Raw genomic sequence first — 25469 nt, 5'->3', positions numbered from 1 at the left:
TTGATACTGTGACGATTAGAATTTAGGCGTCACTTATGTAAGCGCATTAGTTTTCAAAAACCTATTTTTGAGTAATGGCATATAAGTTTGTAGATAATTATAGGGAGCGGGGAGCGAGAAAGAGGTTGGTTACTCATCTTGAGGGGAGAGGTATCACTGATAAAAATGTATTGGAAGCCATCGGTAAGGTGCCACGTCATTTTTTCTTTGATGAAACTTTCTGGAATCAGGCTTATAAAGATATCGCATTTCCGATTGGTGATGGACAAACCATTTCACAACCTTATACTGTAGCCTATCAAAGTGAACTGCTTCACATTAAAAAAGGAGATCAGGTACTGGAAATAGGAACCGGTTCAGGCTATCAAACCTGTGTACTAATGGAGCTGGGCGCCAATGTATATACGATTGAGCGCCAGGAAAGCATTTACCGCCATACCATTCGTGTATTACCTGGAATGGGTTATAATGCTCATTTTTTCTTTGGAGACGGTTCAAAAGGTATTGTTGAACACGCTCCTTATGATAAGATTATTGTAACTGCAGGCGCACCTTGGGTTCCTGAAGCATTGCTTAAGCAATTGAAAATAGGAGGGATTTTGGTCATCCCTGTTGGTGATGAAAATACGCAGAAAATGGTGACCGTTATCCGCGTAAGCGAAACTGATTACGATAGGATTGAATTGGACACCTTCCGCTTTGTACCATTAGTAGGAGATCAGGCCTGGTAAATTAAATCCCAGGCATTTATTCCTTCATTGCACGATCCATCTCTCTTTTGGATTCTCTGTCTTTTATGCTGTCTCTTTTGTCGAACTCCTTTTTACCCTGTGCCAATGCAATCTGGATTTTTGCATATCCTCTATCGTTGGTATAAATTCTTAAAGGAACAATAGTATAGCCTTTTTCTTCACTTCTGAATTTTAGCTTTTTAAGCTCTTTTTTATGGAGTAGCAAAACTCTGTCGCGCTTAATGTCGTGATGGTGGAAAGAGCTATGGCTATATTCGGAAATATGTAAGTTTCTAACGTAAAGAACATCACCTATGAACATGCAAAAGGCATCGGACATATTTGCTTTACCTTGTCTGATGGCTTTAATCTCTGTACCCAAAAGGGCCAAACCTGCATTAAATTCCTCAACAATATGGTAATCGAAGTAAGCTCTTTTATTTTTAATTTGAATATCGTTCTTCATTGCTTTCAATTTTCACAAAACCCGGCATAGATATATTCTGTGCCGGATTTTGTAAGAATACCGCTAATATCCGAAAGAAATAGTGATTTCTGAATTTTATCGGACAATTAATACCGGAATAGTTACTTTATGTCTTACCGAGTTGACAGTGGTTCCCAAAATCAGGTCTTTTATACCTTGGTGACCATGAGCGCCCATCACCAATAATTCCAGGTCATTTTGCTTACTGATCTCTACAATTGCCGCTACCGTACCTCCGTAGCCGATGTGAGCGGTAGATTTATAACCCAGCTCTTTTAGATTTGCAAGGTATTTTTCCAGGTTCTCCGCATCACTCAAGGTTTCTGCGTCTAATGCAGCTTCGCCATAATATCTTGCAACAGCGGTTTCTACCACGTGAATCAGGTAATAATGTGCGTGTTTTCCGCCTTGAGTTAGGGCATGACGGATGGTGTTTCTATCATTTTTAGAGAAATCAACAGTGATGCCAATCCGTGCATATTTGATTTTTTCGACATCCTCAATATCCATTGCATCGCCGTGTGGAGCATTGTGCTGCCCTTCTTTCGCTTTGTTTAATAGCGGATAAATGAAAACATATAATAACAATAGGCCAATCAAAATGGCTGCCGGAATCACGATTACATATAAGTACCAACTGTGACTATCGCTGGTCCAGCCACTAATTTCCTCAACAACCAGTTTAACATTTAGTGCTACAATGACAATAGAACTGATCCATGCCAGGGCTTTTACCCAAGGTTTGATGGCAAAGCCTTTCATCGTTTTTTTATCCGAAGTGAAATGGATCAATGGAATAACTGCAAAGCCGAGTTGTAAACTCAAGACCACCTGACTCAAAATCAATAAGCCGCCTAAAGCATCATCTCCAAGAATTAAAATGGTTAAGAAGGCGGGGATAATTGCTAGTAAACGGGTAATTAAACGACGCAACCAAGGCTCGATTCTTAGCTTTAAGTGGCCCTCCATTACGATTTGTCCGGCAAGGGTTCCTGTTACTGTAGAACTTTGTCCGGCAGCAATCAAAGCGATGGCAAATAGCGCTGGAGCTACATCTCCGAAGATGTTTTGTAATAGCCTGTGGGCATCCTGTATCTCCGCAACTTCATGCAAACCATTCTTATAGAAGGCTGCTGCGGCAAGGATCAGGATCGCTGCGTTAACAAAAAACGCAAGGTTAAGTGCAACTGCAGTATCTATGAAATTGAATTTAATGGCTTCTTTGATGCCTTTTTCATCCCGTTCAAACTTCCTGGTTTGTACCAGAGAGGAGTGAAGGTATAAGTTATGTGGCATTACAGTGGCCCCAATGATCCCGATGGCAATGTATAATGCATCACCTGATAACATTGAAGGTTCAAATCCTTTAACGATTTCTTTTAAATTTGGTTCTACAATAAACATCTCCACGAGAAAGGAAACGCCGACGATAAATACCATGGAAACGATAAAAGCCTCCATTTTACGCATGCCCTTATTGAGCAGAAACAATAACAAGACGGTGTCAAAAATGGTGAGACTGATTCCCCAGATTAAGGGAAGTCCGAATAAAAGTTGTAAACCAATGGCCATACCAATGATTTCTGCCAGATCGCAGGCAATAATCGCCGTTTGAGCAAGACCAAATAATGGGATATTGATCCATTTAGGGTAGCCATTTCTGGAAGCCTGGGCTAAATCCAGTCCTCTTACGATTCCGAGTCTGGCACTTAAAGATTGTAACAAGAGGGCAATCAGGTTTGACATTAACAGAATCCAGATCAACTGGTATCCGAATTTACTTCCCCCGGCAATATCTGTGGCCCAGTTTCCGGGATCCATATAACCGACACTCACTAAATAAGCAGGGCCAATGAATGATAAAATACGACGCCAGCCTTTACGTTTGCTGGTGTCTACACTTTGATTTACTTCGCTTAGAGATTCGGAATGCTTCATGTTAAATCCTGATGAGTATGTGCTTGGCTATTTCTCTGGTTACACTGATTTTTTTATTTTCTACAATGATTTCTACTGAGCCATCAAAATCATTGATGGTACTAATGGTTAATGATTTCCCCAAGGTCAAGCCTAGTTTCTCCAAATGCTTGAGAAAAGCTGAAGAATGTTCGCTCACACCCATAATCAAACCCTGATCATCTTTTTTAAGCTTACTCAGCTTGATAAATGGAACAAAATCGAAATTCCCGTTTTTGTCAGGGATTGGGTCACCATGGGGATCATTTTTTGGGAAGGCAAGAAATTCATCTAGACGTTCTACCAGTTCGGGAGAATTGATGTGTTCCAGCTCTTCAGCAATATCATGCACTTCATCCCATTTGAAATTTAGTTTTTCTACCAAAAACACTTCCCATAGTCGGTGCTTTCTGATGACATTGATTGCCGTTTGTCTGCCAAGAGGTGTCAAATGCGCGCCCTGATACTTTTTATAACTGATCAGTTCCTTCTCTGAAAGCTTCCTCAGCATATCGGTTACGGAAGCAGCCTTGGTTTGCATTTTTTCAGCAATTGCATTGGTTTGGACAGCTTCCTCCTTATTCTCCGATAAATGGTAGATGATTTTCAGGTAGTTCTCTTCAGTGAATGATTGCATTTTTGTGTGTCTAACTAAATGTTTAGACAAATCTAAAAAATTAAAGAGAAATAAACTATAATTATTACTACGATTTTTAGAATAAAATTTGGTGAAATTCGTATTGATAGTCTACCTTTGATCATATTTTAAACACAGATGGCAGCAGAACTAGATAAAACAGACTTTAAAATACTTAAACTACTACAAGAGAATGGTAGGATTACCAACCTTCTTCTATCACAGGAAATCGGTCTTTCTCCTGCACCAACCTTAGAAAGGGTACGTAAACTAGAAATGTCAGGTTTCATAAAAAGCTATCATGCTTTAGTGGATGAAGAGAAGCTAGGTTTAGGGATTAAAACTTTTATCCAGGTTCAATTAGATTTTCATAAGAACAATACCATTCAGATTTTCCTTGATGAGGTTAACCAGATCAAAGAAATTACGGAATGTCACCATGTAACCGGTCAGGCAGATTTTCTGTTAAAGGTATATGTGAACGATATTAAAGCTTATGAGCGTTTGATTATGGATAAGATCAGTAAGATTTCTGTAGTGAAAACTTTTCAAACGATGATGATCATGTCTACGACAAAGAAAGAACCGATTGTTCCTTTGGAGTACTAAAATTGTTTCTTTAAGCCTATTTAATTAGGATAAAAACAGGGGGGATCCTGTTTTAAATTCAAAAGGGGTTATTCAATGTAGGTTGAGTAACCCCTTTTCTTTTTTAGCTGATCTGCCAGTTAATCGGGCTTTCTCCTTGCTTTATCAATTGTGCGTTGGTTTTTGAAAATGGCTTACTGCCAAAGAAACCTGTATATGCAGAGAAAGGAGAGGGGTGTGGCGCAGTAATCACTGTATGCTTAGCGGTATCTATCAATGCGATTTTCTTTTGCGCATAGGCACCCCAAAGAATGAAAATCAATCCTGTTCTTTTCTCAGATAATTCTGTAATGATGGTGTCGGTAAACATTTCCCATCCTCTTTTTTGGTGGGAGCCTGCTGTTTTTGCCCTTACTGTTAAGGTGGCATTCAGTAAAAGAACGCCCTGATCTGCCCATTGGGTCAGATTTCCATGGTCAGGTGTCTTAAAGCTTTCAATGTCGGTACTCAGTTCTTTATAGATGTTTTTTAAAGAAGGGGGAGTGCTTACTCCTTTCTGCACAGAAAAGGATAGGCCATGTGCTTGTCCCTGACCGTGATAAGGATCCTGTCCTAAAATGACCACCTTCACCTTGTCAAAGGGGGTATGGTTTAATGCATTAAATATATCCGTGCTCTTAGGATAGATCTCGTGTCCTTCTTCCTTTTCTTCCAATAGAAATGTTTTTAAAGCTTTCATATAAGCTTTGTCAAACTCTGGCTGCAAATGGGTTAGCCAGCTTTTATCTAAATTCAGTGGCATATCTATATCAATTAACATATTTTATTTTTTGGCGAAGATACTCAACATATCTTTTTCCAATGTTTCTCTTGGTGATTCTGTAATGCGACCCAGTTCTTTTCCGTTGGCGCTGACAATGAATGTAGGGACATGACTAATGTTCATGCCATCTATTAAACCGTTTTCAGCTTTTTTACTGTGGTCTACACAAATTAAAGTAATGTCCTGCTCGGTAATTTTCAAGGCATCCAGCATTTTATAGAAATGAGGGACTTGTAGCTGACTGTCGCCACACCAGGTACCCATTACAATCGTGATTTTTTTACCTTTCATCAAAGGTTGAAGGGCCAGTATAGTATTTTGGTCTGGCTGATAGGCTGGATATTCCACATCATACCTTTGCTGCATCTCTGGTAAGGCTTGTAAACCTACTCTGTTACAGATATTGATTAATCCGGTGACCTTCCCGGTATCGTCTTTGGTGGTCTTGTTGATTTCTTGTGAACTGGCTGTCATAGCAAATAATAAGAGCGTAAAGGTAATTAACTTTTTCATCACAGTTTTTGGTTGGTTTTTATGGGCTGATTGGGAGACTCCTCCTTTTCTTTCTTGAAATTATAAATTAAATCTGCTTTTTGTGATATAAACACGATATTTGCAAAAAATAATTTAAAAGGAATATGCCAAATATAGTTCGCCTTATTATAGGTTTCGCAGTGTTAGGAGGGGCCATCGCCCTGATGGTTTTCGGTTTATGGGGATGGGGAATTTTAGCATTTTTCATTAGTCTTTTAATCCTGGTAACTTACTTCTTCAATGAGAATATGTTGCTAGCACAATGGTATTTAAGAAAAGATAACATGCCTAAATCTGAGGTTTTCTTAAGAAGGATTACTGATTATGAGAAACAATTGATCAGAGCGCAGCATGGTTATTACAATTTGCTGATCGGTTTAATTGAGTCTAGAAAAGCACCAATGGCTTCTGAGAAATACTTCAAGAAAGCACTTCAATTGGGAATGACCATGGACCACAACATCGCCTTAGCGAAGTTAAGTCTTGCAGGAATTGCGATGGGGAAAAGAAATAAAAGAGAAGCGCAGATGTATTTAGCAGAAGCGAAGAAAGCAGATAAGAATAAATTACTTGCTGACCAGATCAAACAGATGAAAGATCAAATGGGAATGATGGACAGACAACAACAAGTAAGATACAAATAAGAATATTTAAAGAATTAAATAAAAAGCCACATGAAAATGTGGCTTTTTATTTTTCACTCAATCGGTCATAATTCTCATAATTGTCCTGGTTTGATCTGCTGATGTTGTCATCTTCCAGATCCTCTTTCTTCTTGCTGAAGAACAATTGCTCCGACTGGATCCTGGTGATCAACTGACGGATTAAAGTCAAGTCAAAGTCTTCTTTGTTGAGCTTAATGCAGTATTCGCTTTCTGTGATTTCTAAACTTGAGCTGTACATAATTTCTAGGTTTTAAATATGCTCTAAATTAAAAAAGGCTTGCTACAATTTATGTAGCAAGCCTTTAATTTTATGTTATCTGTTTGTTAAGCAAACCAAGCTTCAACTTCCTCTTTTGAAGGCATCGTTAATTCCAGCTTCAGTTTTTTGCGCATTCCTCCTAAGTCATTGAAAACCTTATTTGGATTTGCTGCTTTTAATTCTTCAATAGTATTGATGTTCATCTTTCTGATTACAGGAACCCAGTCAGCTGGAACACCTGCATTTACGAAATCTTCATCAGTAGTTACTCTTGCTTTTTTCTCCGGTCTCATCTGAGGGAAGAATAAAACTTCCTGAATGGTAGATTGGTTAGTCATCAACATCACTAATCTGTCAATACCAATACCTAATCCAGAGGTTGGAGGCATACCATATTCCAATGCACGAATAAAATCGTCGTCCATTGCCATGGCTTCATCATCACCTCTTTCAGCCAGTTTCAATTGATCGATCAGACGCTCTTTCTGATCGATAGGATCGTTTAGCTCTGAGTAAGCATTGGCAATTTCTTTACCATTTACAAACAGCTCAAATCTCTCTACCAGACCTTCTTTGCTTCTGTGTTTTTTAGCCAGAGGCGTCATTTCCAAAGGATAATCCGTGATATAAGTTGGCTGGATCAGGTTGGCTTCAACTTTTTCGCTAAACAACTCATCAATCAGCTTTCCTCTACCCATAGAAGGATCTACTTCAATATTCAGGCTTTTGCAAACTTCTTTGATTTGCTCTTCCGTCATATCTGATACATCTATACCAGTATATTTCTGGATAGACTCATACATCGTTAGTTTTTCATAAGGACCTTCGAAATTGATTTTGTGTTTACCCACTTCAATTTCTGCTTTCCCATGAATTGCAATCGTGATTTTCTCCAGACAGTCTTCTACCATACCCATCATCCAGATGTAGTCTTTATAGGCTACATAGATTTCCATAGAGGTAAACTCCGGGTTATGCGTACGGTCCATACCTTCATTTCTGAACATTTTACCGAACTCATAAACACCATCAAAACCAGCTACGATTAACCTTTTAAGGTAAAGCTCATTAGCGATACGCAGGTATAAAGGCATATCCAGAGTGTTGTGGTGTGTCGCAAATGGACGCGCCGCTGCACCACCATGGATTGGCTGAAGAATCGGAGTTTCTACTTCCATCCAACCTTGTTCATCAAAGTAATTTCTCATCGTATTGATGACTTTTGAACGGTTGATGAAAATCTGTTTGAATCCAGGGTTTACCGTAAGATCCACATAACGCTGTCTGTAGCGCAGTTCAGGATCAGTAAAACCATCGTAAATATTTCCTTCCTCATCGCGTTTTACCACTGGTAAAGGCTTTAAGGATTTTGATAACAATTTGAATTCCGTAACGTGAACAGAGATTTCACCAGTCTGGGTAGTGAAAACATAGCCTTTTACGCCTATAAAGTCTCCCAGATCCAATAACTTCTTGAATACGGTATTGTATAAGGTTTTGTCTTCATCAGGGCATAGTTCGTCTCTTTTTAAGTAAACTTGTATTCTTCCTGTCGAATCTTGCAATTCTACGAAGGCAGCACTCCCCATAATTCTGCGGGTCATGATACGGCCTGCAATGCTGATGTTCTTATATGCAGTCTTATCTCTTTCGTAGTTAGCTAAAATATCTGCTGCATTGGCATTGATTTCGAATGCTTCAGCAGGGTAGGGATCGATCCCTAATTCACGAAGTTGGTTTAGCGAATTTCTACGCAACAACTCTTGTTCTGATAGTCCTGTACTCATATTTGTGATCTGTCCGGCATCATGCCGGAAAAGGTTTATTTTATGCTGATTATAATCACAGATTCCTGTGACTTCACAAAAATAGTGATTTGTGAGGTTTTTATACGATTAAAGGAGGTATTATATATCATAAATGTGATAACATGTAGCACAGCTCTGAAAAACGCCTCCTTTATACTGCTGATGAAGCAGGAAAAACAAGGTTAGTCGACCTCAACTTCTTCCGTATACATCTCGTCGATGTTTGCGGCATACTTGTTTTCAATGACTTTTCTTTTTGCTTTCATTGTAGGTGTAAGCTCGCCATCTTCAATACTAAAAGGATTTCTTTTGATCTTGAAATTCTTGATGCGTTCAAACTTGGCCAGCTCATTAGAAAGTTTTTTGATGTCTTTAGCTATCCAATCTACAATCTCTTTATCTTCAATAAACAGTTGTGGCTGTTGGAAAAAGGCATCCGTTAATTTAAACTCTTCCTGTAAAGTTTCTCTATTCGGGATAATAATCGCCGTTAGATACTCTCTTTTGTCACCGATCAGGAACAGCTGCTCTATTTTCGGGCTTTTCAGGTAAATGTTTTCTACCGGAGTAGGGTATACGTTTTTACCGTAAGCATTGACAATCATATTTTTTAAGCGATCCGTGATTTGTAGGTTTCCTTTATAGAAACGACCAATATCACCGGTATGGAACCAATTGTCTTTATCAATCGCTTCTGCAGTTTCTGCAGGTTTGTTAAAATAACCCTGCATGACGCAATGTCCGCGGACAATAATTTCCCCTTCTGCGCATTCAAAATCCTCCTGAAAAGTTTCATGAGTTTGAATATTGATGATTTTTTTGGTTTCTACATCTTGAATTCCGATTTCAATACCTGGAATCACACGACCAACAGTACCATATACTTGTCTGTCGTATTCAGTCACCGCCATTACAGGTGAGGTTTCTGTGAGGCCAAAACCTTCCAGGACTTTAATTCCCAGGTTTCCGAAAAACTCACCCACATTTTTAGGTAATGCTGCACCACCGGAAAGCATGAATTTTAAACGGCCTCCGGTTTTCTCTTTGATTTTGCTGAAAACCAGTTTTTCTGCAATTGCTTTTTTTCCTGATAAAATCAGACCTGGTTGTCTGCCTGCTTCTTTTTCAGCACGGTATTCTTGTCCGATGTCTAATGCCCAAAGGAAGATCTTTGATTTTAGTCCGCCGCCAGCAGTACCGCTTTTAATGGCCTTATCGTGGATTCTTTCCAATAAACGTGGCACACAGCTCATCACCGTTGGTTTGATCTCTGCCATGTTTTTTGCCAGTAGCTCTAAACTTTGTGCATAAGCAATTTTACATCCCTGGGCACAGCAAACATGATAGGTTGCAGTACGTTCAAAGACATGAGATAAGGGAAGGAAGGATAAAAATATTTCCGTTTCGTCGATTATAGGAATCTGTTGCAAACAAACTTTTACGTTTTGTACAAAGTTGTTGTGCGATAAGACTACACCTTTAGGCGTACCAGTCGTACCTGAAGTATAAATCAGGGAGGAAGTATCTGAAGGGCGTAAAGCTTCCCGGATGCTTTTGATTTGCGCGTGTTTTTCTTCGCTTACCGGAGTTTCCAGCAAAGTAGAAAAAGCGACTACTGCTGCTTTCATTCCTTCTGGTAAAGCAATCTTCTGGTAATCTGCAAAAACCGGTATAATGTATTGTAGGTTTTTACAGTTCTCTGCTATTTTGGTTACTTTTTTATATAGAAAAGGATTGCCGATCAGAATGGCTCTGATTCCAGAGTCATTGATGATATAGGTTACTTCCTGTTCAGACAGTGTAGGGTAGATGGAGACGTTAATTGCACCAATCTGTTGGATGCCCTGATCGTAATAAACATAGTCGGGCGAATTCTCGATCATTAAGCCCATCCGGTCTCCTTTTACAATTCCCTTGTCCAGGAAAAATGAAGCTACTGCATCTGCGCGTTCTAGTGTTGTTTCAAAAGAGATTTCTTCCCAATCCGAATTCTTCTTATGAATGAGAAAAGTCTCGGTTGGTTTATGGATATTTTCTACCACATTTCTCAAGAGACTAGGGACAGTAGAAAACTCATTAAATGATACCATGTTATAATATTTTGTTTGATTGGAGGAACAATGATAGACTTTTCTTTGGAAAGAAAAAATCAGTACATGAAAAAAGGGCACATCAGTGCCCTTTTAAATCAATAAGGTGTATGAATTAAACAGAGAAACTCTCGCCACAACCGCAAGAACGACTCGCGTTAGGGTTATGGAAATTGAATCCTTTTCCGTTTAGACCATCTGAAAAGTCAAGCTCAGTACCGGCAAGATAAAGGAAGGATTTCATGTCTAATGCAATCCTGATCCCCCTGTCTTCGAAAAACTGGTCTCCGGTTTTTTCTTCGTTATCAAAATCTAAATTGTATGATAAACCAGAGCAACCTCCACCTTTTACAGAGACGCGCAAAAAATAAGTGTCATCCATCTGCGCATCTTGCATCAGGTGATCAATTTTGCTTTTCGCTTTATCGGTTATCGTAATCATCGTTTTAAAAATTAAAGTTTAGCATAGCAAAACAAATTGCCTGCCAAACTAAGATTGAAATTAGTGATGAGATTTAGGCATTGCAATTGGCTCCATACCGTTTTTAACACGGTAGTCGTTGATTGCAGATTTGATCGCATCTTCAGCCAATACTGAACAGTGAATTTTTACTGGCGGTAAAGCCAATTCTTCCACGATGTCCATATTGTCGATGGTCAAAGCCTCATCTACAGTTTTTCCTTTTAACCATTCTGTAGCTAAAGAAGAAGAAGCAATTGCAGATCCGCAACCAAAGGTTTTGAATTTTGCATCAGTGATCACATTGTTGTCATCTACTTCAATCTGTAGGCGCATTACGTCACCGCACTCAGGTGCGCCAACTAATCCTGTTCCTACATTCTTGCTATCTTTATTTAAAGTACCAACATTTCTAGGGTTGGTATAATGTTCCATTACTTTTTCTGAGTATGCCATTTTATTTTCCTCTAAATCTCCGTTTCCGGGGATTGTATTTAAATATTGTTTGTTAATGAGTGGAGCTTAGTGCTCAGCCCATTCAATTTTACTTAAGTCAATTCCTTCTTTAAACATTTCCCATAGTGGAGAAAGCTCTCTTAAGTGGTTAACTGCTGCTTTAGTGTGCTCAATAGCGAAATCAATTTCTTCTTCAGTCGTGAAACGACCCAATCCAAAACGGATAGAAGAGTGTGCTAAATCATCAGAAAGACCTAAGCTTTTCAATACATAAGAAGGTTCTAATGAAGCGGAAGTACAAGCAGATCCAGAAGATACTGCAAGGTCTTTCATCGACATCATTAAGCCTTCACCCTCTACATATTTAAAGGAGATATTGGCTACATGTGGTAAACGGTGTTCTGTGTTACCATTCACATAGCTTTCTTCCATTTGAGACAAAGCGCCTTCCAATTTATCTCTTAATGCAGATAAACGTTTTGCTTCTTCATCCATTTCCAAACGGCAAAGTTCACATGCTTTACCCAAACCAACGATACCAGGAACGTTTAATGTTCCTGAACGCATACCGCGCTCATGACCACCACCATCAATCTGTGCAGTTACTTTAACCCTTGGGTTTTTACGACGTACATACAATGCACCAACACCTTTAGGGCCGTACATTTTATGTGCCGAGAATGCCATTAAGTCAATACCATCAGCATTTACATCTACAGGAATCTTTCCTACAGCTTGTGTTGCATCTGTCATGAATAATGCACCGTATTTATGTGCAATAGCAGAAATTTCTTTAATTGGTTGAATCACACCGATCTCATTGTTACCATACATGATCGTAACTAAGATAGTTTGTTCAGTCATTGCAGCTTCAAGCTCCTGAAGGTCGATTAAACCATCTGCTTTTACTTGAAGGTAAGTTACTTTAGCACCTAATTTTTCTAAGTGTTTACAAGCATCTAAAACTGCTTTATGTTCAGTAGTTGCGGTAATGATATGATTACCCTTGTCCTGATACATTTCATAAACTCCTTTGATACCTAAATTGTCTGCTTCTGTAGCACCTGAAGTAAAGATGATTTCTTTATCAGTACAGCCAATTAGTTTCGCCACTTGTTCACGAGCGTAGTCAACACCTTCTTCTGCCACCCATCCAAAAGCATGGTTACGGCTGGCAGCGTTACCAAATTTGTTGGTGAAATATGGTAGCATCGCTTCTAATACCCTTGGGTCAAGGGGAGTAGTTGCATTGTTATCTAAGTAAATAGGAAGTTCCATCGTATGTAATTATTCTTAATAATAGACAAATGTACGAAAAAAGAACGCCAACAATTATAAATAATAGCTATGACCGTATAGGTAAAACCTGCATTTTTACATTTTTCTAACCGTTTAACCAGATATGAGGAAAATTGAACACATCGGTATTGCTGTAAAAGACCTGGATTTGTCCTGCGATCTTTATGAAAAATTATTAAATACCACCTGTTATAAAAGAGAAGAGGTACTTTCTGAAGGGGTACACACTGCGTTTTTTCAAACCGGTGCGAATAAAATTGAATTGTTGTCTGCCAGTCGAGAGGATAGTCCGATTGCGAAGTTCCTGGAGAAAAAAGGAGAAGGCATTCATCACATTGCTTTTGATGTAGAAGATATCCTGGCGGAAATGGAACGATTAAAAAAGGAAGGTTTTGTCTTGTTGAATGAAAAACCTAAACTTGGTGCTGATAATAAACTGGTTTGTTTTCTTCATCCGAAAGGTATAAATGGAGTATTGGTAGAATTGTGTCAGGAGATTAAAACGGTATAATGGAAGATTTAAAAGCGTTAAGCGTCATCGTCAGCAAAGATTTTGAAGTAGAAGAAATCTGGACGGAAGCCGAGATTCGGGAGCGATTGGTGCAGGCTTTTGCCTATCTGCTCGATAATGACATCTCCAAAATGATGAACATATTGTACCGTGCGGATGTAGATGAGGAGAAATTGAAAAGTCTTTTGATCAGTAATTCGGAACTCCCTTCGGCAGAAGTCATTGCTGAGGCCTATCTAAGGCGACAAAAAGAGAAAATCGAGACTAGAAAAAAGTATAGTAGATAATTTTTCAAGACTTCCTTGCTAATGAAAAATAATTTTAGGATATTTGCAACCTTAAAAATAAGCGAGAAATAAGGAAATAATAATATAAAAGCATCATGAAAAAAGATCTGCATCCATCAAACTATAGATTTGTAGTATTTAAAGATATGTCAAATGAGTACTCTTTCTTAACGAAATCTTGTGTAGATACTAAAGAAAGCATCACATGGGAAGATGGTAACGAATACCCTCTATACAAATTAGAGATTTCTCATACTTCACACCCTTTTTATACTGGTAAAATGAAGTTAGTAGATACAGCTGGTCGTATCGATAAATTTAAAACTCGTTACGCTAAGAAGTAATTCTACCAAAAAAGTAATTATTTTAAAGTCCCGGTGCTATTGCTTCGGGACTTTTTTTATTTTTGTTGCTTATGACAATCAATTTATTTGATGATAATGCCTGGGCATCCTTACGTCCGCTATCTTTCACAAGACCGGTTGCCGACCTTCGTGTCGGAATTTTAACCATAGCTCAAAAATGGGAGCGGCATCTAAATGCTACTGCCGGCTTCCTCACTATTCCATATCTTTCTATTAAATATCCAGCACAGGTAGGCGCCAGCTTATCCATTAATGGATCCGTATGCCCTGATGAAGGCTTACTGGAAGCGATAGATCGTTTGAATGATGGCGAAGCTTTGAAACAACAAGATTTATTGATTGCTTATCGTGCAGCATCTGGAACCAAACCTGAACAGACTGCTGATTTGAAGTTTATCAATTATGAAGCAGCCCTGGTTAGAATTTTCCATCCGGAGGATATTTTCAAAAACAACGACGTTGAGCTGAGAAAAGACTTTAGCCTCTTGACAAAAGGTCGTTCTTCCGCAATATTGAGCAGTACCAACGTTATACTTGGAGAAGAAGTTTTTGTAGAAGAAGGTGGCGGGGCCGAATGTGCCACGCTAAACAGCTTAGGCGGACCAATCTATATTGGTAAAAATAGCCAGATCTGGGAAGGAGCGCACATCCGTGGATCTTTTGCGCTTTGCCATGATTCACAAGTTAAGATGGGTGCTAAAATCTACAGTCAGACTACCATTGGTCCTTTTAGCAGAGTTGGTGGAGAAATCAATAACTCCGTAATATGGGGCTATTCGTCAAAGGGTCATGAAGGTTATCTTGGTAATTCCGTGATGGGGCAATGGTGTAATATTGGAGCAGATACCAATAACTCTAACCTTAAAAACAATTACGCTGATGTGAAAATCTGGGATTATACGCTGGATGCTCTTCGGGAAACAGGCATGTTGTTTTGCGGAATGATCATGGCCGACCATGCTAAATGTGGCATCAATACCATGTTTAATACCGGATCTGTAGTTGGGGTAGGTGCCAATGTTTTTGGCGCAGGCTTCCCTAAAACCTTTATCCCTGATTTTTCATGGGGTGGAGCAGAGGGCTTTCAAACTTATCGCTTAGACAAAATGTTTGAAACTGCGGAACATGTTTTTGAACGTAGAAACACACCTTTCAATGAGGTAGAAAAAAATATATTAACCACTGTGTTTGAATTGACTAAGTCATACAGAAGTTAATAATCATTAAAAAAACAGCAGAATTGAAGCCTTTATCTTAGCTTCATGGCGCTAAAACAATAAAAATATGACCAGAAAAAAAATCGTTGCCGGAAATTGGAAAATGAATTTAGACTATGCCGAAGGGGTATCTTTATTCTCAGAAATCGTTAATATGGTAAGAGATGAGAAAAAAGGTGACCAAATCGCCATCATCTGTGCTCCATTCATTCATTTAAACAGTTTGGCACAATTAGGTGGAGAAACCGTTAAAATTGGTGCTCAAAACTGCCACCAAAATGAAAGCGGCGCTTATACAGGAGAGACTTCTGCAAAGATGATCAAATCTGTAGGTTGTGAATATGTGATCATCGGACACTCTGAAAGACGTCAGTATTTCGCAGAAACTGATGAGTTATTGGCTCAAAAAACAGTAATCGCCTTACAAAACAACCTGACTCCACTTTTCTGTATCGGTGAGACTTTAGACGAAAGAAATAACGGTAGTTATTTTGACGTATTGAAATCTCAATTAGTAAATGGTGTGTTTGGTTTAGAAGCTGCTGATTTTGCTAAAATCGTGATCGCTTACGAACCAGTTTGGGCAATTGGAACAGGCTTAACTGCTTCTTCTGAGCAGGCACAAGAAGTTCATGCTTTCATCCGTGCTGAAATCGCTACTAAATATGGTATTTCAATTGCTGAAGGTACAAGCATCCTTTATGGTGGTAGCTGTAACCCTAAAAATGCTGCTGAATTATTCGCTCAAACGGATATTGACGGTGGACTAATTGGTGGTGCTTCCCTGAAATCAAGAGACTTTACTGACATCGTTAAAACTTTCAATTCTTAATGCAATACATCAAGGTAACATTCAGCTTTACAGCGATAGAAGAATATCAACAAGATTTGTTGATCAGTGATTTGGCGGAGATTGGCTTTAATACATTTGAAGATACCGAAAATGGCTTTGCCGCATTTATTGACCTGGATAGCTATGCCTTAGAAAATCTAACTGCAGTGCTGGACAGCTATAAAGAAGAACTGGAAATAACATATGCCGTTACAGAGATTGCTGCGGAGAACTGGAATGAGGAGTGGGAGAAGAATTTCGAACCCCTGATTATCGACGAGCAGTGCTATGTAAGAGCAACTTTCCATCAACCCCAGCCACAGTATCAATATGAGATTGTGATTGATCCTAAGATGGCTTTTGGTACCGGTCACCATCAAACCACAACCATGATGATGCAATATATTCTGGCTACAGATGTACAAGGAAAAAATATCCTTGATATGGGCTGTGGAACAGGTATACTAGCAATTCTAGCGGCTAAAAAAGGCGCTGCATCATTGGTAGCGATAGACAATGATGACGTGTGCTACCTGAGTACCTTAGAAAACTCGGAGCTGAATGGCATTACCAACTTAACTGCCGCTTGTGGTGGTAAAGAAACCATTCCGCAACAAACATTCGACATCATTCTGGCAAATATCAACAGAAACATTCTGTTGGATCAAATTCCTACTTATTCAGGAGTTCTGGCCTCAGGAGGAAGTATTTTCTTCAGTGGTTTCTATGAAACTCCAGATTTGGATATGATTAAAGCAGCCTGTGAAGCTTTGCAGATCAGGTATGTAGATCATAAGAAAATAGGAGAATGGGTAGCTGCCCAGTTTAAAAAAGACTAAAGATCAATACCGCTTCGGCGGTATTTTTTTATACCTTATTTTATCATTGACATATGCGCATACATTTTATAGCAATTGGCGGTAGTGCCATGCACAACCTGGCCATTGCCCTACACAAAAAAGGCTATCAGGTTACAGGTTCTGATGATGTTATTTTTGAACCTTCTGTAAGCCGTTTGGCCCGACATGGTATCCTGCCTGAACAAATGGGCTGGGATGCAAGTCGCATTACTCCGGATTTAGACGCGGTAATTTTAGGAATGCATGCGCTGCTGGATAATCCTGAACTACTAAAAGCACAGGAACTAGGCCTTAAAATCTATTCTTACCCGGAATATATCTATGAGCAAACCAAAGATAAACTACGGGTAGTGATTGGTGGTAGCCATGGTAAAACCACCATTACTTCCATGATTCTTCATGTATTGAATTACTATAACCGTGATTTTGACTACCTGGTAGGTGCGCAATTAGCTGGTTTTGATACTATGGTGAAAGTGACGGATGAAGCACCTTTGATCATTATTGAAGGTGATGAATACCTGGCTTCTCCTATAGACAGGCGACCGAAATTTCATTTATATAAAGCAAATATTGCGGTAATTAGTGGGATTGCCTGGGACCATATCAATGTTTTCCCAACTTTCGAAGATTATACCCGTCAGTTTGAACTGTTTATAGACACTATTCAACCGGAAGGAAAACTAATTTATTGTACTGCTGATGAAGATTTGAATCAATTAGTGGAAAGGTCTACAGCTAATGTACAGAAAATAGGATATGAAATTCCTCAGCATGAGGTAAAGGATGGTGTAACTTCCCTGTTGCCAGATCATACCGTTTTAAATGTCTTTGGAAATCATAACTTGATGAACCTCAATGCTGCACGTTTGGTTTGCGAGGCTTTAGGGCTAAGTAATGCGCAGTTTAATGCAGCCATTTCTTCTTTTACAGGAGCTGCAAAAAGACTGGAAGTATTGATCAAAAAAGACCAGACGAATGTTTATAAAGACTTTGCACATTCCCCTTCAAAGTTAAAAGCGACCATAGAAGCCGTGAAAACTCAATTTACGGAAAGGAAATTGGTAGCGTGTATAGAGTTACATACATTTAGCAGTTTGAATAAAGAGTTTTTAGCACAATATGCAGATACAATGAAACAAGCAGATTGTTCAATTGTATACATTGATGAAGAAACTTTTAAGCATAAAAAGATTAACCCATTTAGCAAATTAGATGTACAAAATGCGTTTAATTGTAATGAATTACAGTTTTTTAATAATTCTGACGAATTAAATGATTACTTATTGAGTATGAATTTTAATCGCACAAATTTATTATTAATGAGCTCCGGGAATTTTGGTGGCCTGGATTTGGTGAAATTGGCACGTGAGTTGACTACTAATTAACATAAAGTATAAACTAGAATAATACACCTAAATTTATCACATGAATATCATTGGAAAAAACATTAGACAATTACGCCAGAAAAATGGCTGGAGCCAAGGGGAAGTGGCTAAACGTCTAAATATTTCAATTCCTGCCTTTTCAAAAATCGAAACGGGTATTACAGATATCAACATCTCAAGATTAGAGCAAATAGCGAACCTATTCCAGGTATCGACGATGGACATCATCTCTAAAGAAGGTGAAAACCCTCAGTCCCTTAATTTTGAAGAAATTAATGCCCTCAAAGAAAAACTATCTTTGAGAGAAGAAGAGATCATCAAACTTCAAAAGAAGGTGATTGATCTTTATGAAGAAATCCGCGAAAAATAAGTTTTTTTAAAATATCATACGTAGCGTCAGGTGTCGTTTGCCAAAAGTGGCACCTGTTGCTTCATGAATTGACAGCATCTTGTCATTAAAATCACCTACCCAGCTCAACTCCAGTTCATCATATTGATTTAGAGGTAGCACATATTCTTTCAGTTTTATAAATAATGCCGATTCCAGTCCATGTTTCTGGAAGGATTGTTTCGTACCCATTACGATGGCACGCATTCTATTCACGCCAACCCAGCGTTTGTACAGGAACATCAACTTCTCTATTAAGCCTAGTTTCCCATTAAAACCTTTGATCATTTGATTGGCATCAGGAATGATCACTACAAAAGAAGCAGGTTCTCCATTGATATAAGCAAACCAGATCAATTTCTCATCCATAATGGTTTCCATCTTCTTAAAGCTTTCCTGTAAAGTCTCTTTTTTGATAGGAACGAATTTTTCAAAATCTTTCCAGCCATCATTATAGATTTCCATCAGGTCCTGAACATATTTTTCTGAATTCTTCTTGGAGAAATGCTCAAAAGTATAACCCGGCTTATTCGCTACCCAATTGGCGATTTTTGTAAAGCGCTCAGGAAAAGGGTTCCTCACGGCAAGGTGATTGGTGATTTGCTCATAAGACTTCTCAAAGCCATAGTTTTTGAAAAACGCATGATAATACTCATGATTGTAATTCATGCCGTAAGAAGGCGGCGTAAAGCCCTCTACGAGTAAACCCCAGAAAGAATCATTCTCTCCAAAATTGATTGGACCATCCATGGCAGCCATTCCTTGATCCTGCAACCAGGTTTTAGCCTGATCAAACAGAAGAAATGCAGCTTCCTGATCATTTATACATTCGAAAAAACCCATGCCACCGGTAGGTTGCTCATACTGATAGGCTTTTTTGTCGTTGATAAATGCAGCAACTCTTCCAATGGTCTTACCACTGGCATCTTGTAAAATCCAGCGGATACATTTCCCATGTGAAAAGAAGGTATTCTTTTTAGGATCAAAGATTTGTTCAATATCCTGATCAAGCGGACAAATCCAGTTGGGGTCATCTTTGTAAAGAAAGCGGGCCACATTTAAAAATTCTTTTTTTGTCTTCGAATCGGATACTGGGATAATCTGCATGTATGCTGGGCTGAATTAAAATAAAAAGCATCCCTATAGGGGGATGCTTAAAAAAATAGTATGTTCTGTTTTTTAATAGTCGTCGTCATCGTCATCACCGAAATTCTCGAAACCATCCAGGTCGTCTAATGGCAGGTCAAAGTCGTCGTCTTCATCTTGATACGACTTCTTATTGCCGGTTTCTTCACTTGAATCATCGATGTCAGTTTCAGGGTCAACTAATGGACTTTTGCTAGTCGGTTTTTTTGGAGTTTTCATTACAAAAAAAATAAATTCAGTAAGGTTTGTATTGATACGTTAAAATTACAAAAAATCTTTATAAATATAAACAACAGTGTTTATTTGATTTTTTCGTGCATCAAAATTAGTATAAAAAACTTTTATAGTCAGCGTATTTTTGAAAAAAAATCACCGGAGTATTGGGTTACTTTGCAGTGTAATTTTTGTTGAAATGATGTTGTCTATTCCAGGAAATTTATCCTGATTTGATAAATGATGTTAAGGATAAATACTTTAGCGATCATTGAAAAAGGAATTCTAATTATTTCCGAAATTTTTCACAAAATAATCCTGAAATAGTAACTCATTTTCCTAAACGGTCTGATGAATCTCTAAAATCGTTCTTCATTCCAGTAAAAATTGTAAGCCCTTCTCAGTAAAAACGTGAAATAGGTTTACAATCGATTCGAGTTCCACCGCGAACTATCTGTGGATTAACCTATGTTTACTGTGCAATTTGTGTGAAGCTATGGTATTTAATAGCCGATTTCCAAATGAAATTTTGCGGATTAAAACACTGTAAATCTGTTAAGTAGTGTTTTTCAATATTCCTCCTCCTATGGGTTTTACCTTAAAATAACTTTAACTTTATTTGGCAGAATTAAAGGGAAATTATGAAAGTAGTTATTTATGGAACAGGAAAAATGGCAGAGTTCATTTGCTATTCTTTCAATAACGATAGCGCTTATGAAGTTGTCGCTTTTTGTGTGGATGATGCTTATGTACCCGCAAGAGGAACTAAGTTGTTAGGTTTACCTATTCTTAGTTTTGCAGATGTTTTAAGCCGATACCCTCAAAATAATCACTTAATGCATATTGCAATTGGTAGAAATAATGTGAGGGAAAGTATCTATCATAAAGTAAAGGAAGCGGGCTATGCTTTTGCAAATTACATCTCTTCCAAGGCCAATGTCTGGCCAGATTTAGTAGTCGGACAAAATATATTTATAGACCAGTGTTGTGACATTCAGCCCTTTGTCACCATCGGTAATAATTGTATGTTAATCGGTGCAAGGATAGGTCACCATTCTGTAATTATGGATAACGTGTTATTGTCTGGTAATATACTTGCTGGAAATGTGACCGTTGGAAATAATTCTTTTCTGGGGATTAACTCCTCTGTGAAAGAGGACCTTTATATAGGGAATAGAAATGTAATTGGTGCAGGTGTTTTTATCACGAAAAACACGGACGACGATATGCTCATTTCAAATCCTCCAACTCCCCAACGGATTGGGGATTCGAGAAAATTAACCCTATTCCAAAAAACAACATAAAACTGTTGATGATCCAGTAATTTTAGGGGGCATTCTTTTTTTAGGAAAAGAGGGGCGATGAGCTGCTGCGAAAATCAGGGCAAAAAAAAATGGTAAAGTTTGAGGCTTTACCACTTTTTAACACACAAATGAAACCTGAATTGAGATATAGTTTTAGGTTAGGTAAAATATCTTTGATCAATTCTATAAGAACGCTTTTTACAAACTATGTTTGTTTTAATATCTATAACAAGTTTAGGGCTAATTTAACTATCATCAATTTTAACTTAGTAAGTGGTACTTATAATTGAGTAAACGGTAAATTAAGCGTAAAGCGGAATCAAAATGGATACAAAAGTGCCCGATAATCCAGTTTGCTGTACATTTATCTGTATAGGATTTGCTTCGACCTGGTTTAATAAATGGATACGCTCTTTGGTCAGATCCATTCCTTTACTCTGGTGTTCTCCCTTTTTATCCCTCAATGAGTTTTCAATTCCTACGCCATCATCTATAATTTTAATGATGAGGTGGTCGGGTCCTTTAAGGTCTATCAGGATGTCTATTTTTCCGCCTTCTTCCTTAGGCATAATGCCATGCCAGATTGCATTTTCAATGTAAGGCTGGAGGATCATAGAAGGAATCATGGTTTCATCTTTATCGATGGCCGGACTTACCCGAATTTGATAGATCAGTTTATCACCGAATCTTTTCTTCTCCAGACTTAGGTACAGTTCCAGATAATCCAGCTCTTCTTCCAGCGTAATAAAACTGCGGGTACAGATCTCCAGGTTTTTTCTAATCAGCTTTGCAAAACCGGTTAAAACCTTATTCGCAGAATTCGTGTCCTTGGTATTGATGTAATGCTGAATGGAATTCATCACATTAAATACGAAATGAGGATTCATCATCGCTTGTAAGGCACGCTGTTCCAGCATCAGGATCTTATTCTTCAAGAGTAATTGCTCCTGTTCTTTGTTTTTTTGGCGACGGGTAACCACCACTGCTAACTTATAAAAAGCCAGACCTGCCAGTAGAAAGACCAACACAAGGAACCAGGTGGTTTGCCAGAAATATGCTTTTAACACAAAACTTACAGTAGCAGGAGTACTCCAGTCGCTGTTGTTGGATTTCGCGCTCAGTTCAAAAATATAGGCCCCGGGTTCCAGGGTAGAGAATTCAATTCTGCGGCTACGGGTTTCCGTCCAGGGTGCATCTGGTTTTAGACGATACCGGTATAACACGTTTTTATTCTGGAAATCAATAGCACTGTAGAAAAAGGTAATGCTGTTGTCGGAAGGCTCCAGGATATGATCCGGATGATTCATGCCCAACTTATTCTTATTGTTCACCACCGAAGTGATGTATACTTTTGGCGCCTCATTTTTATGGATGGAGTAATTCACGTCGAAATAAACCAGACCACTATTGGTAGCGAAATAGGCGTTTTTATCCCCGATAAACAAGCAATTTACATCATCCGTTAGTAAGGAATTGGTAAAACCGAAAGATTCTACAACTGCTTTATCGTTTTTGAAATCGATTTTATTGATGCCATTATTCGTCACCACCCAAGTTTCATCATTTTTCACAAACAGCCTTTTACAAATATTATCTGCCAGGCCATCATCCTGTGTGATCACCTTTAAAATGCGGCCGTTTCTCATGAAAATCAAGCCATTTCCATCAGTTGCCAATACAATGGTGTGATCTGAAAGCTCCTGGATATCATTGATCCTTTTTGTTAAAAGCGGTTGTTTTCCATAATAGTTGGACAAGATACCCTTTGAAAATTGCGACAATCCATTCACATTGGAAAACCAAAGGTTCTGCGCCTGGTCATAAAAGACCCGGTAAGAACGGTTGTTAAAGAAATCTTCCCCTTGTTTAAAGGATAGAGAGGTGAACTCAAACCTGCGTTCCCGATCTGGAATAATAACCACACCGGAGGAAAGCGCCAGGGCAAGGTTTTTTCCTGAGGCAATGCTAAAACTTTTAATTACGAACATTGAATTGTTCGTTTCTTTCAGAAAGTCGAGCTGACGGTTCTGCTGATAGATGTCGTTGATCCTGCCAAGGCCATAATCTGAAGCAAAATAAATGGCATGATTCAAAGAGTCAAAAGCAAGTTGTTTGATGATGTTGTATTTCTTTTGATCTGGTAACGCGATCTTATTGATCTGGCCATTATTTAGATCTAAGACATTGATTTTTGCTTCATCCAGCCCTAACCATAACCTGTTGCGATCGTCTTTGGTGATGCTCTTTACCTGGTCGCTGCTCAGTCCGTTACTTTTATTGACCACATACAAACGTTCATTTTCCTGAGGCAGCATATAAATACCGTTGCTGGTGGTAAACCACATATTCCCTTTGGCATCTTTTATCACCTGACTGGAGGAGATGTTTTCCAGATAACGATTCATTTTGCCACCGGCTGCAAAATGGTAGATGCCAGCATTATTACTGATCCAGAGGTCGAGGTTTTGATCGGTATAGAAATAACCGGGATCATTGCTGAGAATCTCCGGACTGATTTTCATCTTCAATAGCTCCTGATTTCCTTTTCGGATATTCAGGCCTTTTTGATCAAGATAGGCAAGGGTTTTATTAGGTAAATTGAGGGCAGTCTTATAAGATATCGGTAAACTTTGGTAGGGAACTACCTTGAAGGTATTTGTGTCCATGACCCGAACAGAAGTATTGCTGATCGCCCATATTTTTCCGGCCTCGTCTTCATGTACAATCGCATTGATGAACTGGCGGTCATGATCGGCAGAGATGTATTTGGTGATCGATTTTCCATTGTACATCACCAGGGTATTTTTATTGGTGCCCAGCCAGATTCTATCCTTACTATCCTGGAAAAATGATACGATCACCGCATTGAACTTTAATAGCTTTAGCAGCTGGTTGTTCGTTTCATTATAGATCTTACCTTTAAAAAAATAACTGAGCTGACCATTTAAAGCCAGAAACCATATTTTTCCACTTCTGTCTTCTTTTAATTGCAAAATTTGATTGTCAGGCAAACCATCATTCACAGAGAAGGTTTCAAAAACTTTCCCGTCAAAGCGACTAACACCTGCATCTGTTGCAATCCAGATATAACCTTTGCTGTCCTGCATGGTATAAAAGCAGTTGTTACTGGGTAAGCCGCTTTTCGTATCAAAATGCTGCAGGTAAGCACGCTGAGAAAATACATTTAAACTGCTGATCAGGCAGAAAATGAAAGGAATGATCAATCTAATGATCCCTTTTCTATTAAAATTTATCACTTTCAATTCTGATATAGGATTTAACTTTTTCCGCAAAATCACTCGCCCGCCTTCTGGAAACCGCAATCTTTTCGCCGTTTTTCAAAAGTACCTCCACACCATTTTTCGAATTGTATTCCTTTATATAATTCAGGTTAACAATGCTTGATTTATGAATGCGCACAAATTGCTGCTCAGGAAGAATCTCTTCGTATTCCTTTAAGACTTTGGAAACGGTGATTTTTTCTTTATTGACCAGGTGAAAAACAGAATAATTACTGTCTGCTTCGATATGGATAATGTCGTTGATGTCGATCAAAGAATAGCCTTGCCCATTCGGCAAGCTGATTTTTCTAATCTCTGAACGGTCGGAAAGATTCGCTGCCAGATTTTGCAAACTTTCATTCCTATTGTGTACCTTTTTATTCAAGGCAATGTATTTTCCTGCTTTTTCAACGGCTAGTTTTAGCTCATCAATGTCAATAGGTTTCAATAGATAATCCAGTGCATTGGCCTTAATGGCCCTAAGCGCATACTGATCATAAGCCGTAGTAAAAATGACATGGGAGTTGTGCTGTTGTGCAGCAGGAATCAGCTCAAAACCATTTTCAGCGGGCATAGCAATATCTAAGAAGATCAAATCGATCTGGTGATTGCTCAAAAGCAGCTTTGCTTCAGCTACTGATTTTGCAATCCCCGCGATATGAATGTTCTCGCAATTTTCCTGAACCAGGAAATAAAGGGAGGATCGGGCAAACTCTTCATCATCAACAATAATCGTATTTAGCACTTCTATCGGGTTTATAGGGTGAATTTATTAAAAAATTGAGGGATGTAAGAATCTTTTTTGTCCTTCCTGAAAACCAAGCCATCTTTTCTCTCGTAAGTGCCTACATAAAACCTAAGAAATTTTAGAAAACTAAAACCTG

The 25469-nt window shown here is 38.6% G+C and carries 27 protein-coding genes; 12 read left to right on the top strand and 15 right to left on the bottom strand.

Going from position 1 to position 25469, the window contains the following annotated elements:
* The first annotated feature begins 74 nt into the window (after positions 1-74).
* Positions 75-731 carry a protein-L-isoaspartate(D-aspartate) O-methyltransferase gene (locus R2S10_RS14860; protein WP_316841207.1) on the top strand — a complete coding sequence of 219 codons (657 nt, stop codon included), beginning with the start codon at positions 75-77 and terminating at the stop codon, positions 729-731.
* A 16-nt stretch (positions 732-747) separates the two neighbouring features.
* Here R2S10_RS14860 and smpB read toward each other — a convergent pair whose 3' ends face one another.
* From smpB to R2S10_RS14845, 3 genes are all read right to left on the bottom strand, one after another.
* On the bottom strand, positions 748-1197 hold the full coding sequence (gene smpB, locus R2S10_RS14855) for an SsrA-binding protein SmpB (protein ID WP_182961031.1): 450 nt from the start codon (positions 1195-1197) through the stop codon (positions 748-750).
* Positions 1198-1293: 96 nt separating this feature from the next.
* Positions 1294-3156, bottom strand: a complete 1863-nt coding sequence (locus tag R2S10_RS14850) for an Nramp family divalent metal transporter (protein WP_316841206.1) — start codon at positions 3154-3156, stop codon at positions 1294-1296.
* A gap of 1 nt (position 3157) precedes the next feature.
* On the bottom strand, positions 3158-3811 hold the full coding sequence (locus tag R2S10_RS14845; RefSeq protein WP_316841205.1) for a metal-dependent transcriptional regulator: 654 nt from the start codon (positions 3809-3811) through the stop codon (positions 3158-3160).
* Positions 3812-3949: 138 nt separating this feature from the next.
* Between R2S10_RS14845 and R2S10_RS14840 the strand changes: the two genes are divergently transcribed.
* A complete protein-coding gene (locus tag R2S10_RS14840; protein ID WP_048906633.1) occupies positions 3950-4420 on the top strand; it encodes an Lrp/AsnC family transcriptional regulator in 471 nt (156 codons plus the stop codon).
* Positions 4421-4523: 103 nt separating this feature from the next.
* Here R2S10_RS14840 and ung read toward each other — a convergent pair whose 3' ends face one another.
* A complete protein-coding gene (ung, locus tag R2S10_RS14835; protein ID WP_316841481.1) occupies positions 4524-5201 on the bottom strand; it encodes a uracil-DNA glycosylase in 678 nt (225 codons plus the stop codon).
* A gap of 21 nt (positions 5202-5222) precedes the next feature.
* Positions 5223-5735, bottom strand: a complete 513-nt coding sequence (locus R2S10_RS14830) for a thioredoxin family protein (protein ID WP_316841204.1) — start codon at positions 5733-5735, stop codon at positions 5223-5225.
* Positions 5736-5860: 125 nt separating this feature from the next.
* On the opposite strand from R2S10_RS14830, the gene R2S10_RS14825 reads away from it, so the two are divergent.
* Positions 5861-6400 carry a DUF2892 domain-containing protein gene (locus R2S10_RS14825; protein ID WP_316841203.1) on the top strand — a complete coding sequence of 180 codons (540 nt, stop codon included), beginning with the start codon at positions 5861-5863 and terminating at the stop codon, positions 6398-6400.
* 46 nt (positions 6401-6446) lie between these two features.
* On the opposite strand, the gene R2S10_RS14820 is transcribed toward R2S10_RS14825, so the two are convergent.
* The 6 genes from R2S10_RS14820 to R2S10_RS14795 form a co-directional block, all read right to left on the bottom strand.
* Entirely contained in the window at positions 6447-6659 is a 213-nt protein-coding gene (locus R2S10_RS14820) for a hypothetical protein (RefSeq protein WP_316841202.1), read from the bottom strand.
* 86 nt (positions 6660-6745) lie between these two features.
* On the bottom strand, positions 6746-8467 hold the full coding sequence (gene lysS, locus R2S10_RS14815; RefSeq protein WP_410478980.1) for a lysine--tRNA ligase: 1722 nt from the start codon (positions 8465-8467) through the stop codon (positions 6746-6748).
* A gap of 203 nt (positions 8468-8670) precedes the next feature.
* Complete coding sequence (locus R2S10_RS14810; RefSeq protein WP_316841201.1) at positions 8671-10578, bottom strand: long-chain fatty acid--CoA ligase; 1908 nt, start codon at positions 10576-10578, stop codon at positions 8671-8673.
* A gap of 115 nt (positions 10579-10693) precedes the next feature.
* A complete protein-coding gene (locus R2S10_RS14805; protein ID WP_062549731.1) occupies positions 10694-11020 on the bottom strand; it encodes a HesB/IscA family protein in 327 nt (108 codons plus the stop codon).
* Positions 11021-11080: 60 nt separating this feature from the next.
* On the bottom strand, positions 11081-11494 hold the full coding sequence (gene iscU, locus R2S10_RS14800) for a Fe-S cluster assembly scaffold IscU (RefSeq protein ID WP_062549730.1): 414 nt from the start codon (positions 11492-11494) through the stop codon (positions 11081-11083).
* 66 nt (positions 11495-11560) lie between these two features.
* Positions 11561-12772 (bottom strand): IscS subfamily cysteine desulfurase, encoded by a 1212-nt coding sequence (locus R2S10_RS14795; RefSeq protein WP_316841200.1) that lies wholly within the window; start codon positions 12770-12772, stop codon positions 11561-11563.
* A gap of 124 nt (positions 12773-12896) precedes the next feature.
* On the opposite strand from R2S10_RS14795, the gene mce reads away from it, so the two are divergent.
* The 8 genes from mce (at position 12897) to R2S10_RS14755 (ending at position 18623) form a co-directional block, all read left to right on the top strand.
* Positions 12897-13304, top strand: a complete 408-nt coding sequence (mce, locus tag R2S10_RS14790) for a methylmalonyl-CoA epimerase (protein ID WP_316841199.1) — start codon at positions 12897-12899, stop codon at positions 13302-13304.
* The gene (locus R2S10_RS14785) at positions 13304-13591 is read left to right on the top strand and encodes a hypothetical protein (RefSeq protein WP_316841198.1); all 288 of its coding nucleotides are present in this window, start codon (positions 13304-13306) and stop codon (positions 13589-13591) included. The genes mce and R2S10_RS14785 overlap by 1 nt, the downstream gene beginning before the upstream one ends.
* A gap of 95 nt (positions 13592-13686) precedes the next feature.
* Positions 13687-13935, top strand: a complete 249-nt coding sequence (locus R2S10_RS14780) for a type B 50S ribosomal protein L31 (RefSeq protein ID WP_316820644.1) — start codon at positions 13687-13689, stop codon at positions 13933-13935.
* A 71-nt stretch (positions 13936-14006) separates the two neighbouring features.
* Positions 14007-15173, top strand: a complete 1167-nt coding sequence (locus R2S10_RS14775) for a putative sugar nucleotidyl transferase (protein WP_316841197.1) — start codon at positions 14007-14009, stop codon at positions 15171-15173.
* 67 nt (positions 15174-15240) lie between these two features.
* Entirely contained in the window at positions 15241-16005 is a 765-nt protein-coding gene (tpiA, locus tag R2S10_RS14770; RefSeq protein WP_316841196.1) for a triose-phosphate isomerase, read from the top strand.
* Positions 16005-16844: a 50S ribosomal protein L11 methyltransferase gene (gene prmA, locus R2S10_RS14765; RefSeq protein WP_316841195.1), complete on the top strand. Its 840-nt coding sequence runs from the start codon at positions 16005-16007 to the stop codon at positions 16842-16844. Before tpiA ends, prmA begins: the two co-directional genes overlap by 1 nt.
* Positions 16845-16897: 53 nt before the next feature.
* Positions 16898-18253 (top strand): UDP-N-acetylmuramate--L-alanine ligase, encoded by a 1356-nt coding sequence (locus R2S10_RS14760; protein WP_316841194.1) that lies wholly within the window; start codon positions 16898-16900, stop codon positions 18251-18253.
* A 40-nt stretch (positions 18254-18293) separates the two neighbouring features.
* Complete coding sequence (locus R2S10_RS14755; RefSeq protein ID WP_182960997.1) at positions 18294-18623, top strand: helix-turn-helix domain-containing protein; 330 nt, start codon at positions 18294-18296, stop codon at positions 18621-18623.
* 6 nt (positions 18624-18629) lie between these two features.
* On the opposite strand, the gene R2S10_RS14750 is transcribed toward R2S10_RS14755, so the two are convergent.
* Positions 18630-19748 (bottom strand): GNAT family N-acetyltransferase, encoded by a 1119-nt coding sequence (locus R2S10_RS14750; protein WP_316841193.1) that lies wholly within the window; start codon positions 19746-19748, stop codon positions 18630-18632.
* 72 nt (positions 19749-19820) lie between these two features.
* A complete protein-coding gene (locus R2S10_RS14745) occupies positions 19821-20006 on the bottom strand; it encodes a hypothetical protein (protein WP_316841192.1) in 186 nt (61 codons plus the stop codon).
* A 635-nt stretch (positions 20007-20641) separates the two neighbouring features.
* Between R2S10_RS14745 and R2S10_RS14740 the strand changes: the two genes are divergently transcribed.
* Positions 20642-21304 carry an acetyltransferase gene (locus tag R2S10_RS14740; protein ID WP_316841191.1) on the top strand — a complete coding sequence of 221 codons (663 nt, stop codon included), beginning with the start codon at positions 20642-20644 and terminating at the stop codon, positions 21302-21304.
* A gap of 302 nt (positions 21305-21606) precedes the next feature.
* On the opposite strand, the gene R2S10_RS14735 is transcribed toward R2S10_RS14740, so the two are convergent.
* Positions 21607-24561, bottom strand: a complete 2955-nt coding sequence (locus R2S10_RS14735; RefSeq protein ID WP_316841190.1) for a histidine kinase — start codon at positions 24559-24561, stop codon at positions 21607-21609.
* Positions 24548-25330: a LytTR family DNA-binding domain-containing protein gene (locus R2S10_RS14730; RefSeq protein WP_316841189.1), complete on the bottom strand. Its 783-nt coding sequence runs from the start codon at positions 25328-25330 to the stop codon at positions 24548-24550. Before R2S10_RS14730 ends, R2S10_RS14735 begins: the two co-directional genes overlap by 14 nt.
* Positions 25331-25469 lie beyond the last annotated feature (139 nt).

This window comes from Pedobacter gandavensis (genome assembly GCF_032678745.1).
GTDB classification, from domain to species: Bacteria; Bacteroidota; Bacteroidia; order Sphingobacteriales; family Sphingobacteriaceae; genus Pedobacter; species Pedobacter gandavensis_C.
This window is presented reverse-complemented; position numbering and strand designations above follow the sequence as displayed.